13 protein-coding genes are annotated in these 14,486 nt (G+C 61.1%); 4 read left to right on the forward strand and 9 right to left on the reverse strand.

Annotated features, from left to right (window positions below; translation table 11 throughout):
- Positions 1-662: 662 nt before the first annotated feature.
- The 8 genes from IPK17_RS09035 to IPK17_RS09070 form a co-directional block, all read right to left on the reverse strand.
- Positions 663-1,727 (reverse strand): LysM peptidoglycan-binding domain-containing protein, encoded by a 1,065-nt coding sequence (locus tag IPK17_RS09035; RefSeq protein WP_343417363.1) that lies wholly within the window; start codon positions 1,725-1,727, stop codon positions 663-665.
- Positions 1,728-1,839: 112 nt separating this feature from the next.
- On the reverse strand, positions 1,840-2,064 hold the full coding sequence (locus IPK17_RS09040) for a hypothetical protein (RefSeq protein WP_343417364.1): 225 nt from the start codon (positions 2,062-2,064) through the stop codon (positions 1,840-1,842).
- 116 nt (positions 2,065-2,180) lie between these two features.
- A complete protein-coding gene (locus IPK17_RS09045) occupies positions 2,181-2,708 on the reverse strand; it encodes a GNAT family N-acetyltransferase (protein ID WP_343417365.1) in 528 nt (175 codons plus the stop codon).
- 397 nt (positions 2,709-3,105) lie between these two features.
- Positions 3,106-3,750 carry a sensor domain-containing protein gene (locus tag IPK17_RS09050; RefSeq protein ID WP_343417366.1) on the reverse strand — a complete coding sequence of 215 codons (645 nt, stop codon included), beginning with the start codon at positions 3,748-3,750 and terminating at the stop codon, positions 3,106-3,108.
- 68 nt (positions 3,751-3,818) lie between these two features.
- Positions 3,819-5,174 (reverse strand): hypothetical protein, encoded by a 1,356-nt coding sequence (locus tag IPK17_RS09055; protein ID WP_343417367.1) that lies wholly within the window; start codon positions 5,172-5,174, stop codon positions 3,819-3,821.
- Positions 5,175-5,232: 58 nt separating this feature from the next.
- On the reverse strand, positions 5,233-6,648 hold the full coding sequence (locus IPK17_RS09060) for a glutamine synthetase family protein (protein WP_343417368.1): 1,416 nt from the start codon (positions 6,646-6,648) through the stop codon (positions 5,233-5,235).
- 121 nt (positions 6,649-6,769) lie between these two features.
- The gene (locus tag IPK17_RS09065; protein WP_343417369.1) at positions 6,770-7,825 is read right to left on the reverse strand and encodes a C39 family peptidase; all 1,056 of its coding nucleotides are present in this window, start codon (positions 7,823-7,825) and stop codon (positions 6,770-6,772) included.
- 222 nt (positions 7,826-8,047) lie between these two features.
- Positions 8,048-8,851: an alpha/beta fold hydrolase gene (locus tag IPK17_RS09070; RefSeq protein ID WP_343417370.1), complete on the reverse strand. Its 804-nt coding sequence runs from the start codon at positions 8,849-8,851 to the stop codon at positions 8,048-8,050.
- A gap of 202 nt (positions 8,852-9,053) precedes the next feature.
- On the opposite strand from IPK17_RS09070, the gene IPK17_RS09075 reads away from it, so the two are divergent.
- Complete coding sequence (locus IPK17_RS09075; RefSeq protein ID WP_343417371.1) at positions 9,054-10,304, forward strand: peptidoglycan DD-metalloendopeptidase family protein; 1,251 nt, start codon at positions 9,054-9,056, stop codon at positions 10,302-10,304.
- Positions 10,305-10,685: 381 nt separating this feature from the next.
- Here IPK17_RS09075 and IPK17_RS09080 read toward each other — a convergent pair whose 3' ends face one another.
- A complete protein-coding gene (locus IPK17_RS09080) occupies positions 10,686-11,021 on the reverse strand; it encodes a YqfO family protein (protein WP_343417372.1) in 336 nt (111 codons plus the stop codon).
- Positions 11,022-11,200: 179 nt separating this feature from the next.
- On the opposite strand from IPK17_RS09080, the gene IPK17_RS09085 reads away from it, so the two are divergent.
- From IPK17_RS09085 to IPK17_RS09095, 3 genes are all read left to right on the forward strand, one after another.
- Positions 11,201-12,331: a tetratricopeptide repeat protein gene (locus tag IPK17_RS09085; RefSeq protein WP_343417373.1), complete on the forward strand. Its 1,131-nt coding sequence runs from the start codon at positions 11,201-11,203 to the stop codon at positions 12,329-12,331.
- A gap of 68 nt (positions 12,332-12,399) precedes the next feature.
- Positions 12,400-13,416 (forward strand): toast rack family protein, encoded by a 1,017-nt coding sequence (locus tag IPK17_RS09090; RefSeq protein WP_343417374.1) that lies wholly within the window; start codon positions 12,400-12,402, stop codon positions 13,414-13,416.
- Between the two features lie 130 nt (positions 13,417-13,546).
- Complete coding sequence (locus IPK17_RS09095) at positions 13,547-14,467, forward strand: toast rack family protein (RefSeq protein ID WP_343417375.1); 921 nt, start codon at positions 13,547-13,549, stop codon at positions 14,465-14,467.
- Positions 14,468-14,486: the final 19 nt, after the last annotated feature.

Genomic DNA, 14,486 nt, shown 5'->3' on the forward strand with positions numbered 1-14,486 from the left:
CGGGTGAGGTGTTTAGCTCTGACCTCGCATCTTCCCGCGGTAGCGCCGCGTGTGCCGCAGTAGAGTTGGCGACCGTCGGGCAGCGTCACCATACCGCTGTAGAACACACCGCCCATCACAATTGGCTCGGAGCGTGGAATGGTCGCGTGGTAGCGTTCTGGCGCGCCGACCGCCACCCCTAAACGGGCGCGCATCTCCGGATAGTAGTCCCAGACGCGACCAAACGGATCGACGGGCGCGTCGGCGGGAACCGGCGGCAGTCCGGCGAATTCGACGCAGTAGTGATACGCGCCCATGTCCAAACTGTAGAGTGCCTCTGGAATGATAATCCCATCAGCGAAGGCGTAAAGGCAGTTTTGTCCCTCGATAACCACCATGAAACCCTGTTCAAACGCTTGATACACGCCCGTCATCGGCGTCAGGGTGTAGGTGGGAATCGGCGGCGCATAAGTGATCTCCGGGGGGGGGGGGCCGGGGGCGGGGGGGGGGGGCGGGGGGGGGGGGGGGGGGGGGGGGGGGGGGGGGGGGGGGGGGGCGGGTAAGGCGTGTAGGTCGGCGTCATCGGTGGCACGGAGGGCGCGCCCGACGGAAGCAGCAGATCCGTCAGCGCGCAGCCCATGAGCAGAAACAAGGCCAGCCCAGCGGCGAGTGTTTTCATCACGCTACTGCACCGCTTCGGTGACGACGTAGTACTCACTGCTCGCGGCGGGGTCAAAGCCGCCGGAATAGATCGCCAGCGCCCGCAGTGTCCCTTGTGCGCCGGAGGGCACAGTCCATACGGCCTGCGCGCCATCGCCGAGGTTGTAATCGGTGCCGAGCAGCGTGCCACTCGTTTGCCCCGGTGGGATGAGGTAGAACTCCACGCGGAGCGTTTCTGACGGGAAGGTCGCCGCCCAGTTGATGGTCACCGTTTGCCCCGTCTGCACCACATAGGTGTTATTGTTCAGGCCGAGGTTGGGCGCGACATCCAGCAGCGTCCCACCGACGATCACCGGCGGGCTGACGACTGCGCCTGCGTAGATCAGCGTTTGCTGCGCCGTCCCGCCGACGATGCCGCTGCCGTAGTAAGCGATGGCATGCACATAGCCAAGCAAGCCGCGCGGCACGAAGAAGTTGATCGAGATGCCATCCGCCATGTAAGTATCCGACCCGATCAGCGTGGGCGTCGTGCCCGTCCCGGTCGGCGTGAGGAAGAAATCGACGCGGGTGAAGGTGCGGGCGGGCGTGATCTGCCAGACGAGCGCGATGTTGGTATCGGGCAGCACTTCATACTGCCCATTGTAGATGCGCACATACGGGCTGGGCACGACGATGCCTGCATTCTGATTCCCCGGCACGGTCGGCGTGATGACGGGCAGCAGCACGGGCACGCGCAGGACCTGCCCGGCGTAGATCAGGTTTGGGTTGGCAAGGCAGTTGGCATTCGCCAACACTGCCGCGGTCGTGCCGGAGCGCGTGGCAATGCGCCCCAGCGTTTCGCCGGGGTAGACGATATACGCGAACCAATCGGTACGGATAACGCAGTTGGGGCGCAGCACGGCGGTCGGTGCGGTGGTGGCGGTAGCGGCGGGCTGAGTGGTCGGTGTGGTGGCGGTGCTTGTGCGCGCGTCGATGAATACCGGCGCTTGGGAAGGTTCAGTGGTCGGTGTGGCGGTCGGCGGAGGTGTTCCCAGCGTACAACTGATGACGAGTAATGCAAATGCGAGGAGTGGTAGCAGTCTCCTCATGATGTCCCCCGGATTGTACAAGTCTGTTATACATACGCGCCGAAACCCGTAAAAGTGCCATACGACTCCCCTACGCGATCCCGACGCGGTATATCAGCCTGTAGAGGGACGCTTAATCCGAATCGCCCGCCCCGCGCATCCGTTCAGTCAGCACAATGTAGTCTTCTTCGAGCGCAATAGGGGTGAACCATGCATTGATATACGCGCGTTGTTCTTCGTACGCTTCTGCCGGAATGGTGATCAAGCAGTGGCGGTCTTCGGTGGGCGCGACATCCGCGGGAATCCCGACGAGTTTCAAGAATTCGCGCAGGAGATTGATGTGTTCGGTATGAATCATGCTGTTACCCGTCGATCTGCTTCACTACACTCTTAGTGTAGGGGCAGAAGCGTTGCGGAATCCTCGACAAAGGTAAAGCTGATGTGAATTTCTTCCCAAGAACGTACAGAGAATGGCTAATCGTGCGTGAAAAGTATCGCCATCACATGTGCGTCTAAGAATTTATTGTCTTTGTAATACGCCTCCTTACGGATTCCTTCATGCTTGAAACCCATTTTTTCGTAGACATGAATAGCGCGGGCGTTGTGCGTGAACACATTGAGCTCCAATCGGCGGATGATCGGGTTGGCCTGACACCATGCGATGATAATCTCCAAGAGGGCCGTGCCAATGCCGCGATCCCGCCAGCCCTGCGCCACGCTGATGCCGATGCCGACCGTATGCATGAGCACGCGCGGTCCGCCGGTCACGTTGGCACTGGCGATGATCTCGTCATCCAGCGTCACGGCGACCAACCACATGCTGTTCTCGGCCTCCTGATGCTTCCGTAAGATTTCCCGCTCGTCTTCGACGGTGTAGTTGAATTCGGCAGCGGACGAGTAGGTGATGCCGTTGTCGGGCTCATCTGCCAGGGTCTTCATATAGGCGATGAGGGCTGCGGCGTCGTCGGGGGTGGCTTCGCGGATGAAATAATCAAGAGTCATGCGGCGACTCCAAATACGAGATCCAGATGCACTTCACAGTGTACAGCGAAAACGGAGTCTGCGCGGGGTGATAGCACCGCCAATCGGGAGCACCGCCGACTCCCGGCTATTCACTCCTGCAGCCCACCTCAGCGCCGCCCTATCCGCACCCAACCCCAGCGCGAACGTTCGCTTGGTTGTTCAATTGTCGCCGTTTGCTGGTGCGTCACGAACACTACTGTATTGTTTCGACGGCTTTTGTCTCTTAGCCTGCATCCTGTTGTGCATGTCGCCGATTCTGAAATATCCTCCTGCGTCGGCCTACAAAAACCGTTCTTATCGAGATAACTGTGTGCTTTTTGGACATCCTCTTTATCGCGTCCGCAAACCTCAGAAACGCCACTCATATGCTGCGCACTTACTGCTCCACCTTGCGCTTCGCCATATAAATTTCGCCGTCGTCGTCCAGCACGTAACGCGGTTCCTCCGCTTCGACCAGTTCGAGACGACTGGGGCGGCGCTTGCCTTTGGGGGAAGGCAGGATCAGCGTATTGAGCTTGTGCAGGTTGACCGCGCTGAAGTGCAGCGCCCGCACGCTGATCAGGCGCATGTCGATGGTGAGCGGCGCAAGGATGAGCACTTCGACGGCCAGCGGGATGAGAATCAGCATGGAGAGGGTGAAAGCGATCACGCTGATTGGCAGCTTGAGCAGCAGATAGATCAGGCTGCGCCACGTCACGCCGCTGCCGAGGTACATACCCAAGCGTTCGCCGAGATTCGCGCCGCGCGGGTCGATGTCATCCCACGTATCCGGCTCATCGTCAAGGCCGAGGATCGCCGCGTTGAGCTTGCGATCCATCGCCGCCAGCGTGCGCGTCCCCGCCAGCGTGAACAGCAGCAGCGGCAGGCCGATCAGGATGAGCGACAGGCTGCCGCCAACGCCGAAGCCCAGCGCCAGCAGCGTGATGTAGAACAGGCTGAACCACAGACTGCCGAAGAGCGACACCCAGTCGCGTAGAATCTGCCCATCGGTGAGCGCGTCCATCCACGAACGTTGAGCCATGTGCTGAATCCCCTCACTTGTTTGTCATGTATACGCACAAACGAGGAGCTTGGTTGCTCAGGTTTTCGTTACCCACACCCCGGCAGCGCGGTGAGGTCGATCCACCATAGACCGCCGTGCGCGCCCGTCGCCGCCAGCACGAGGCTCTGCTCGTCCGGCGCGATCCACCAATCAGCGCGTTCTTCCTGCGCCAGATCGAGCGGGAGCGGCGTTTGTGGGATGAGGTCGCCCGTGTCGCGGTTGAAGCAGGCCAGCTCCGCGCCATCATCCGTCTCCAGTGCGACGTACACGCGGTCGACCAGATCGCTCTCCGCCTCCACCAGCGGGATCGGCGCGGGGTAGTTGTTCCCCGGCGGCTCGGCGTTGAACAGCAGCTCGAAGAAGTCGTTATTGGTCACGTACAGGAAGTAGCCGCGCTCGTCGTCAAAGGTCCCCGCGAGCACCACGCGTCGACCATCAACGGACGCGCCCGGCACGATCTCCGAGAAGGGGTTGTTGCGCACATCCGGGCTGATGCGGCGCGCTTCCGCGTCGGCGGTGAAGAAGCCGACCGGGTCGCCATATGCGCCGTAGTAGTATGCGAGGAAGCGTTCTTCCGGCAGCCAGTGGATGCCTTGCAGCGTGCGGTTGTGCTGATCGTTGAAGAGCAGGCGGGCGAAACGACCATCCGGCGCGGCGGTGATCACGTCGTTGATCTCATCCTGAAAGATCAGGCGGTCGCCGTTGGGGGCAAAACGCAGCATTGACCGGGCAAAATCAGACTCATTGAGGCCGAGGCGTTCCGCGAGTTCCGGCGTCACAAACTCGGCGGCGGGGTGCGCTTCCGGCATGACTTCCAGATCGGGCAAATCGACGCGGCCCCACGTCCACTCGGTGAACAGTTCGCTGGGGCAGCCGACGCCGAAGCGGAAGAACTCGCCGTTGGCATCCCATTCGACGGCGGCGATCTCTTCGTCGCTCAACCGGGTGATGCCGTTGATCGCTGCGGGGGGCGGCAGCGGCTCGACCGCTTCGCCTTCCACGATCACTTCGATGGTTTCGATCGATGCGTCGGCTTCGAATAGTTCCAGCGGGGCAGTAAACGGCTGGCGGTGATCGGGCTGCAAGGCGAAGTCGAGCGGCACACCGACGTTGCACTGGTTGACGAGGAAACCGTAACCCTCCGCGACCTGCGTCCCGCTGGCGTCAAACGCCTGCGCGGTGATGAACAGGTTCGCGTAGGCCTCTGCGCCTGCATTGACGATCTCGCCGACCGCCGTCAGCGTCGGCTGACCGAAGTCGCCGACGCCTTCGACCAACCGAACGTGGTCCGCGGTCAGGTCGCTGGTTTGCGCGGTGACGCCGCCGACCGCGATCAACAGGCTGGCGATGAGCAAACTCAGCAGGCGCGCAAAAAGGACGAGACCCGTCTCGCCCCTACGCATGTGCTGCCGTAGGGACGAGGCACGCCTCGTCCTCTCCAAGTCGAGATAGCTGCTTAGTTTAGAACAAATTCCACAGGAACTGATTCTGAACCTCATGGTGATATTGGATCTCGGACGACTTAATCAGCGTCCCCAAACGACGCGGGGACCGATCCGCCGCCGCTTCCTTGAGCGCCGCAAACTTGTCGCGCACGCCCTCGCCGAGGAGTTGAGCTGTATAGCTGCTGCTCGCGAAGCAGTCGATGGCATCGTAGATATTATCGGGCAGGATGGCCGATTGATCCAGCTGCGGGTTGATCGCGCCTTCAATGCCCGTGCGCAGGATGCTGTACAGCGCCAGATACGGGTTGGCATCCGGAGCGATGGAACGAACTTCCACGCGCGCCGACTTTTCATTGCCGTAGGGGATACGCACCATCGAACCGCGGTCGACCGCCGAGGCCTTGATCTGGTTCGGCGCTTCGAAGTGCGGGTCGAGGCGGCGGTAGCTGTTCACGCTCGAATTCAGCACGAGGCAGATGTCGAGGGCGCTGGAGAGCACGCTGTAGATGAAGTTCCAGCCGAACTCGGACAGCTTTTCGTTGCCGTTCGCGTCCCACATCAGGTTCTTGCCGTTCTGCGAGACGGACAGGTTGGTGTGCATGCCGTTGCCGTTCACGCCGGTGATCGGCTTGGGCAGGAAGCACGCGGTCATGTCGTTCTGGCGCGCCACCTGACGGCAGATCAGCTTGTACAACTGCACCTGATCAGCGGCGACTGCGGCTTCGGTGTACGAGTAGTTGATTTCAAACTGCGACGGCGCAACTTCCGGGTGATCCTTTTCGTTGGCGAAACCCATCGCGCGCTGCGCTTCCGCCACCACGTCGATGAACGTGCGGAGGGGGTCGCCGGGCAGCGAGTGGTAGTACCCGCCGGTGGTCACAATTTCGAATTTGCCCGTATTGACATATTCCTGTTCGGCATTCTTGCCCTTGAACAGGAAGCCTTCGATTTCGTTCGAGGCATTACAGACCATGCCCTTGGTGTCGTACAGGTGCTTCATGTAGGCCTTGAGCGTGGCGCGCATATCGGCAGGGTACGGTTCGCCCGTGCGTTCCAGCACTTCACCGAAGACGAGCACTTTGCCCGGCCCGAAGATGTCGGCGGGCAGCCAGTAGAACGCTGGCCAGTCGATTTCCAGACGCAGATCCGATTCCGCCTGCGCCGAGAAACCGCGCACCGACGAACCGTCGAACGTCAGGTTATCCCACGACTTGAGCAGGAACTTTTTGTCATAATCCAACATGTGCAGGCGACCTTCGAGGTCGGTGAAGCACACCGTCACCGCTTTGATGCGCTTTTCGTCAGCCAGATACTTCAGGCGTTCGTCGCGAATCTGTTCGGTCGGGACGCGATCTAGACGCTGTTTCTTGGCGGCAAGGTTAAGCGCCTCAAGTTCGTCATACGGGATTTCGAGAAAGTCACGCAGTGTCATGGGATCAAGCATCCTGTTGATTGTTAACTAAAGACGCCGCATCTTAGCATGTTTCCACAAAGGCCAAACAGGGGGTTTTCGCCAAATTTCGCCAGTGGTTTTTGTCACAATTTCACAAAAGCTAAGATCCCTGCACCCGGGCTAAGGCTTCCGCCGCCAGCGTGAAGTTCTCATTCCGCCAAACTGCTACCTGATAATTGTTCGCGGCTCGTGAAAAATCACCAAGTGCCTCTGCTGCCAGCCCGACATAGTAGTAGACTTCTTCGACGCCCTCGGTCGTGGCGATCACTTCCTGCGCCAGCGCGATCATGTCGTCGTAGCGCCCGACGTTGTAGTAGGCTTGAAATGCGCCGTACTGATACCAGAACATACGCCACGGCAGCCCATTTTGCCGCGCTTGATCGAAGTAGTCGGCGGCTTCTTCGTAGCGACCGAGCACCACCAGCGACGACCCCATATTGAACAAAGTGAACGAATCGTAGGTCCCGCTGTCCAGTTCAGCCTGCGACTGCGCCAGCGCGAATTCGGCGTTGGCCGCTGCATCCCACTGATCGCCGAGCACCTGCATTACGCGCGCTTCCTCTTCGGGGCGATACAGCACGAGATAATCGCGGTTAAAGGTGCGCCAGCGTTCATCAATATCGGCATACGGAATCGGTCGCCCGACCTGCCCCTCGCCCGCGCCCAGCAGCGGATCGTAGGTGAGCAGCACCTGCTGCGCGTCGTCATAACCCATGACCACGCGGTTATGCCCCATCCAATCGTTGAAGCCGCCTGCGCCGTCAAAGTACGAGTTCTCGATCAGCACCGGGAAGCCGTTGGCGACCAGCGCCTTGAGCATGTCCAGCGTGCCGCCGATGCGTTCGACGCCCTTGAGGTCGTAGTCTTCGGCAAAGCGGATCATCTCGTCAAAGCGCACGGCGACATCGTCGATATTCGGGTTGAGGTCGCGCACCGCCGCGTCATAGACGTACGGGCCAAAATAGGAAATCTGGATGGAGAGCGCCGCCGCCGAACAGCGGTTGATGTCTTGCCAGACCAGCGTCAAGCCGTCCAAACGGGCGCTGGCGGGCAGGGACGCGATAGCGGTCGGCTCGGGAGTCGCCTCCTGCGCGTGCACGGTCAGGGCGAAGGCGGAGATCAACGCGATCAAGAGGATCAAGCGTGCCAATTTCATAAGTGCCTCATCACTGCATGTTTGCAACCGACGTCATTTTAGCCGATCATGCGCCGATTGGAAGTTATGGCTTGGTGAACAGAGGCTGATCGCAGGCTGAAAACAGTGGGCGCACGCCGAAATCCACCCACCCTTGGAGGTGGGGGTTAAACAACCGAGGCTTGCGGCGACCCGCATCCCCTCACCGAGACGCGCGGGTGAAGCTTTTGACACTGGCTGGGGTTAACTCAGGGGCGCATCCAGGAAATTGACGATCATCGGCGTCAGCAGTTCCAGCCGCGTCAGGATATCGGTGTGGCGCGCGCCGGGGATTATGGCGAGCTGCGACTTCGGCAGCGGACGAAAATCGGCATTGATGTCCCCACCCAACAACCGGAACATCTCGATCACGTGATTGAGATCGATGCCATCCGAGTCGCCGATAATGGTCAGCGTGGGAGATGTGAGCGCCTGAATCGTCGCGGCGGACACGCCAGAATGGGACGCCGTATCAAGCTGCACGATCTTGGTCACGAGTGCCGGGAAGTCCTCCGGATGCGGGGCGAAACGCTGGTAGTCCGCTTCGATGGGGCTGCCCACGAATAAATCGGGCGTGAGCGAGGCGATAGCCGTCAGCACACCTGCGCGCCAGCCCGACGGCATCAAGGGCGCAGACAGGATCACCAACTTGTCGACGACTTGCGGATGCCGCACGGCGACTTCCAGCGCGGTCGTGGCGCCCATGGAATAGCCGAGAATATCGGCCTGCGGGATCTTCAGCGCGCCCAGCAGCGCGGCGACATCGTCGGCCATCTGCTCGAAGGTCAGCGGACGGTCGGCGCGGTCAGCGGTGCGTCCGTGCCCTTGCGCATCCACGGCGATCACCTGCCGCGTCTGCGCCAGACTGGTGATGAGGCCGCCCATCGAGATGGTACTCATGAATGCCCCGTGCAGCACTACCAGCGGTTTGCCGGTACCGTGCAGCTCATAATACATGTTCAGACCATCGATCGGAGCATAACCGGTTTGAGGGGATGTAGCCGTCATTTCTGCTCTCCTGTTGGGGACTTGTGCCTATGCAAGCCTAACGATTCAATGATCGAACGGTCAAAGACTGTGAATTCACGCATGAGCAGATGAGAGGGTGCGCTCGGTCAGCCTGAGGGAGTAGGCCATCTATCACCTTGCGCCGTTGGAGTCATGGCGCTAGGATAGCGGGCGAACATTGGGCATAGACGAGGTTTTTCGAATGCCACTTTTGAACACGGATGAACCGATTCCCGACCACCTGGCAGATACCGGACGGGTGCAAACCGTCAGCGATATCTCCGCCTGGCGGCGCGTAGTCGGTTTCGTGTCGCTGCTCGGTGCGGCGGCTCTGACCGCGGCTACGGCGCTGCTTTTGCTGACGCCCGCGGACGTGCCCACACCGACGCCGAACACCGACGCAGCCACCGTCATCAGCCCGACGGCCACGACGTTTATCCCGCCCACCACCGACCCCGGCGCAAGCGGCGCGGAGACGATGATCGATGGCGGCGTGATTCCCACGCTCAGCCCGGAACAGGCGGCCATCTTCCTGAATGCGCCGCTGCAATCTTTGACGACGGATCTCGGGTTGGAAGTCGTGCGCAACGACTACAACCCGTTCACCATTGCGCCGGAACGCCCCCGCAGCGAAGTCGTGCAGTACACGGTCGAATCCGGCGATACCATTTACGCCATCGCCGACCGCTTCGGCTTGAAGCCGGAGAGCGTCGCGTGGGCCAATTCGCGGGACATTATCGGCGGGCTGCGACCGGGACGCGCGATCAACATCCCTCCGGTCGACGGCGCGTTCATCACCGTGAACAATGAACGGTCGATTGCGAGCATCGCGCAGGAATTCCGCGTCGATCCCTATGTGATCATCGACTCGGAGTTCAATGACTTTGGCACACTGACCAGCATCACGCCGGAAACGCTGCTGCCCAGCGGCACGCAGGTCATGATCCCCGGCGGCGAAGCGGAACAGATTAGCTGGAACCCGGTCGTCGAACGTTCCGGCGGGGATGCCAGCAACGGCAACGCGGGCGGCACGATCTCGTTTGCGCCCGGCGATCCTGGCTCGTGCGGCGCAGTCCCCAATCCCGGCGGCGGCGGTGGCTGGCTCAAGCCGATCGGCTCGTACTCGTGGACGCGCGGGTTTAGCTCATTCCACACGGGCGTCGATCTGGCCGCTGCGGAGGGGACGCCCGTCTACGCTTCCAACGGCGGCACGGTGATTTTCCGCGGCTGGAGCACATGGGGTTACGGCTACCTGATCGTGCTGGCGCATGGGCCGTTCACATCGCTTTACGGCCACCTCTCGGCGATCAACGTCGGCTGCGGGCAGTACGTCAGCGCGGGGCAGTTCATCGGCGCGGTCGGCAATACCGGGAATTCGTCCGGGCCGCACCTGCACTTCGAACTGCGCTATAACGATGCCCCGTTCGACCCGACCTCGACCATGCCGTTCTAGGTGGCCGGGCGAAAACGACTAACCTCACCCCCCCTCTCCTCTAGGAGAGGGGAAAGAACGGTCTCTTTCTGTCCCTCCCGGATGGGGGGGCGGTGGGGTCGGGAGCAGCGGACCAACATTGCGTCCCTGAGAAACTGTTTTGTAGGGACGCCCAATGGGGCGTCCGTGGTTGGATTGCCCGAAACGGTCGCGAGATACAGGGTGTCCAATAAGGGTGACATGTGTAGGGACGAGGCATGCCTCGTCCTGATTTCTAGAGAAGGATTCAGAGGACAAGGCATGCCTTGTCCTACCAAAAACCTCTCAGTACAATGTTCTTGTTTGACCCTAACCCGGCCCTACAAACAATGGTCTCCCTGATAGGGATGGGGCACAAGTCTGTTATTCAAAATCCGCTTCGCTCAACATCGGCAGCAAATAGATCCCCGGTTCTTCGTACGGATGCGCCGCGCGCAGCGCCGCCAGCACCGCTTTGACCCGGTCGCGCCGGCAGGTCATCTCGATGCGCACCTCGTCGACCAAGTTGATCACCCCGCGGTCGCCCACTGCCGGGTTGGACGCGGCATCCGGCTGAAAGCGCCCGGTCCCCGGGTTGGTGAAGGCGCAGTGCGTATACAGACCGATCTCGCCCGCGCCCGCATCGCCGAGCGCTTGCAGCACGGCCTCCGCGTTGGCGACGGGAACCGTAGTGATCAAAAAAACGTTGTCGAAGTCCATGCTCACTCCACAAGAAAACCTTGATTCTTTTCGATTAAATTGTACGTGCATGCCTGTAATAAGCACGTTACAATAGGGCAAGTTATCCCACGTTATCCAGCAAATCGGCACCAATCAACATGCGAATCCAACGTTCTCGGTCACGGTTCACCTTCCGTCGTCGTCGTCAGGCGGGCTGTTTGTCGTTCCTGGCCCTCATCGTCGTGCTCGGCAGCATCAGCGCGGGGGTGTACGCGTGGTTGACGCGTTGGCGCCCGCCGGAAGAAAGCATTTCCGGTATGGATACGGATGTGCTGCGCGCCGCCTACAACGCCTTCGAACGCGGCGACCTGACGGGGACGATCAGCATTGCGCGGCAGATCCTCAGCCAATTGCCCGCGCAGCCCGACGCCGTGCTGCTGCTCACCCGCGCGTTGATCTATCGCAGTTATGGCGAATACGACCGGGCGATTGATCGCCAGTTGGCGCTGGAAGTCACCACCGAGGCGCTGCGCATTGATCCGATTAGTCCGCATATCCGCGCGGCGCACGCCTTCGCGCTGGTCGCGGTTGATGATCCGGTGGGCGCGGCGGATTTGGCGCGCGACATCCTCGAGAAGCACCCCGACAACACCATCGCCCGGATCGCGCTGGCGCTGGCCTATGGCAGCGTTGGCAGCTTTGAAGTCGCGCTGCGTGAAAGCATTCGCGCGCTCGACACAGCGCAGGGCTGGATGCGTATGGATGCGCTGCGCGCCCAGGCTATCAGCCAGAGCGACCTCGGCGCGTATGAAGAAGCCGTCCGCGTGGTCGAACAGGCCATCTCCGTCAACCCGAACCTCGTGCTGCTCTACTTCGAGCGCGCACAGTATGCCCTGCTGCTCGGTGACAGCGACGCGGCGACGGTCGCCTATTACAACGTGCTCGTGCACGATGAGAACAACGTCAAAGCGCGCCTGCGCCTGTGCGAACTTTCCAGCCTGATGCGCGAACGCGACATGGCGATTCGCTACTGCTCGGAGGTCACGCAGCGCGCGCCGGATTGGTCGGAAGGCTGGTACCGACTCGGCATGGAGTATTTCCTGCAGGGGCAGTTTGCGGACGCGCAGTCGTCGCTCAACCGCTGCTCGACGCTGCAAGTGATGCAAGACGTACCCGTCGACGAGCGGCGCTTTGAATGCTGGTACATTCAGGGACAAGCCGCGGAAATCCTCGGCGACTGCCCGAATCTGATCGCCGTGTATAACGAATTCCGCGCCATGACCGCCGCCGAGACGGTCGCGCAGCGCTGGACTTACCCCCCGGAAGGCCCCCCGATGTGCCGTCAGTGACTTTGCAACTTAATCCCCGATGCGTCGTATAAGCACATAGTGACAAGACTTCGCAAGGGGGTAACAGCATGTCACAACTTACACAATCACGGCGCACGTCGCCCTGGGCTATCATCCTCATCGCCATCGGCGTGATCTGGCTTCTATCAGAAGCCAATATCTTCACGGCAGCGAATTTGTCGGTTCTCTTCCGGTTCTGGCCGTTGATCCTGATCGCCTTCGGGGTCGAACTGCTGATCGGGCGGAATAATCAACGGCTGTCACTCCTGATCATCGGCGGCACGGTGCTCGTGATGATCGCGCTCATGCTCGTCGGGCCGTCGGTCGGTCTGGCGCAAACATCCGATGTGAAGACCGCGACCTACAGCACCCCGCTTGACGGCGTGGAGTCGGCGCGCGTCAATATCAGCGCGAACGTTGCCTCGGTGCGCGTTGTCCCCATCAGCAACCCGGACAATCTGATTGATGCCGATCTCGAATATGTCGGCGACCTCACCTATGACGCCTCGACCGATGGCGCGCAGGGCGTCGTCAACCTCGAAAGCCAAGGCTCGGTCACCTACAGCAATATCTTCTTCTTCGACTGGCTCGGCGGCGACGCCTTGAACGGTGTGCAGTGGGACATCGGCCTCAACCCGGCCATCCCGCTCGACCTCGATGTGAGCAGCGGCACCGGCGGTATGAACCTCGACCTGAGTACCTTCCAACTCACCGATTTGCGGGTGAATGGCGGTACGGGCAGCGTGGATCTCGTCCTGCCCAGCATGACGGACGCTTACACAGTGCGCGTTGAAACGGGCACGGGCGCGGGTCACATCCGCGTGCTGGACGACGCGGCTGTCCGTCTGGTGCTGCAAAGCGGCACGGGCAGCATGACCATCGACGTGCCGGATGATGCGGCCGTGCGCCTTGAAGCGTCCGTGGGCACGGGCAGCGTCAATGTGCCGGGCAGCTTCACCCGCACGAGCGGCGAAGACGGCTTCATCGGCGACTCCGGTACGTGGGAAACGGCCAACTTTGACGCGGCCGCGCAGCAGATCACGATTGAGTACGACGGCGGCACCGGCAGTCTGAATATCCAGTAGCCAATATCCACCTGTAGGGGCAGACCTATGTGTCTCCCCCTGAGGGATGGGGCGCAATTTCATCACCAGCTGCGCCCTGGGCAGCTAATCTGTATACGACACTAGAACATATGAGGAGACACAAACCATCATGAGCGATAATCAGCAGCCCGGCAAGCAGTACAAGACCGAATGGTCGTTCTCGTTTGAAAAGCTCGGCGACCAGATCGGCGAATTCTTCCGGTCGGTCGGTTCCGGCGAAGATGTCGAAGTGAAAACCGAACGCTTCACCGACGTCGTCGGCGATGCGACCTCGGCGCGCGTCCGTCTCGACCTGTCCGCGGGCGAATCCAATATCTACATGCTGCAAGATTCCGACAAGCTGATCGACGCGGAGATCACCTACATCGGTGAGATGCGCTTCGCCCACGACGGCACGCCGGAAAAGGTCGTTAGCCTGAGCCAAGTCACGTCACCGGGTGAATGGTTCCGCCATGCGCTGACGTGGCTGAGCAAGCGCGGCGAACAGAATCAACTGCGCTGGAATGTCGGCCTCTCGCCGAATATTCCGATTGATCTGGATATTCACGGCGGCGTCGGCGAATGCGATTTCTCGCTGGCGACGCTCAAACCGGGCAAATTCACCATGAACGGCGGCACGGGCGAAATCGATGTGGTGCTGCCCGCCTCGCCGGAACTCTACAGCGCCAGCATCAACGGGGGCGTCGGCGAGCTGGATGTGAAGATTCCGGCGGGCGCGACGGTCAATTTGATGGTGCGCGCGGGCACGGGCGAGATCGATCTCGACATCGGCGAGGGCGCGGCGGCGGACATCACCGTGCACGGTGGCGTCGGCGAGGTGCAGGTGCATCTCCCGGCGGATGCGGCGGTGCGCGTGGAAGGCAAAGCGGGCATCGGGGACATCAGCGTCCCAGCGCGCCTCGCCCGCCTGAGCGGGACGGATGAATTCTTCGGCAAGAGCGGCGTGTGGCAGTCGGTCAATTACGAGGCGGCGGAGCGCAAGATCACCGTGCGTTATAACGGTGGCGTCGGCGCGCTCGTCGTGCGGTAAACGCAAGCGCTTGCTCATT

Source organism: Candidatus Flexifilum breve, from assembly GCF_016713355.1.

Bases quoted from the DNA above. Each gene is read 5' to 3' on its own strand.
- IPK17_RS09035 (WP_343417363.1), bottom strand. From the start codon at position 1,727: ATGAGGAGACTGCTACCACTCCTCGCATTTGCATTACTCGTCATCAGT.
- IPK17_RS09040 (WP_343417364.1), bottom strand. From the start codon at position 2,064: ATGATTCATACCGAACACATCAATCTCCTGCGCGAATTCTTGAAACTC.
- IPK17_RS09045 (WP_343417365.1), bottom strand. From the start codon at position 2,708: ATGACTCTTGATTATTTCATCCGCGAAGCCACCCCCGACGACGCCGCA.
- IPK17_RS09050 (WP_343417366.1), bottom strand. From the start codon at position 3,750: ATGGCTCAACGTTCGTGGATGGACGCGCTCACCGATGGGCAGATTCTA.
- IPK17_RS09055 (WP_343417367.1), bottom strand. From the start codon at position 5,174: ATGCGTAGGGGCGAGACGGGTCTCGTCCTTTTTGCGCGCCTGCTGAGT.
- IPK17_RS09060 (WP_343417368.1), bottom strand. From the start codon at position 6,648: ATGACACTGCGTGACTTTCTCGAAATCCCGTATGACGAACTTGAGGCG.
- IPK17_RS09065 (WP_343417369.1), bottom strand. From the start codon at position 7,825: ATGAAATTGGCACGCTTGATCCTCTTGATCGCGTTGATCTCCGCCTTC.
- IPK17_RS09070 (WP_343417370.1), bottom strand. From the start codon at position 8,851: ATGACGGCTACATCCCCTCAAACCGGTTATGCTCCGATCGATGGTCTG.
- IPK17_RS09075 (WP_343417371.1), top strand. From the start codon at position 9,054: ATGCCACTTTTGAACACGGATGAACCGATTCCCGACCACCTGGCAGAT.
- IPK17_RS09080 (WP_343417372.1), bottom strand. From the start codon at position 11,021: ATGGACTTCGACAACGTTTTTTTGATCACTACGGTTCCCGTCGCCAAC.
- IPK17_RS09090 (WP_343417374.1), top strand. From the start codon at position 12,400: ATGTCACAACTTACACAATCACGGCGCACGTCGCCCTGGGCTATCATC.
- IPK17_RS09095 (WP_343417375.1), top strand. From the start codon at position 13,547: ATGAGCGATAATCAGCAGCCCGGCAAGCAGTACAAGACCGAATGGTCG.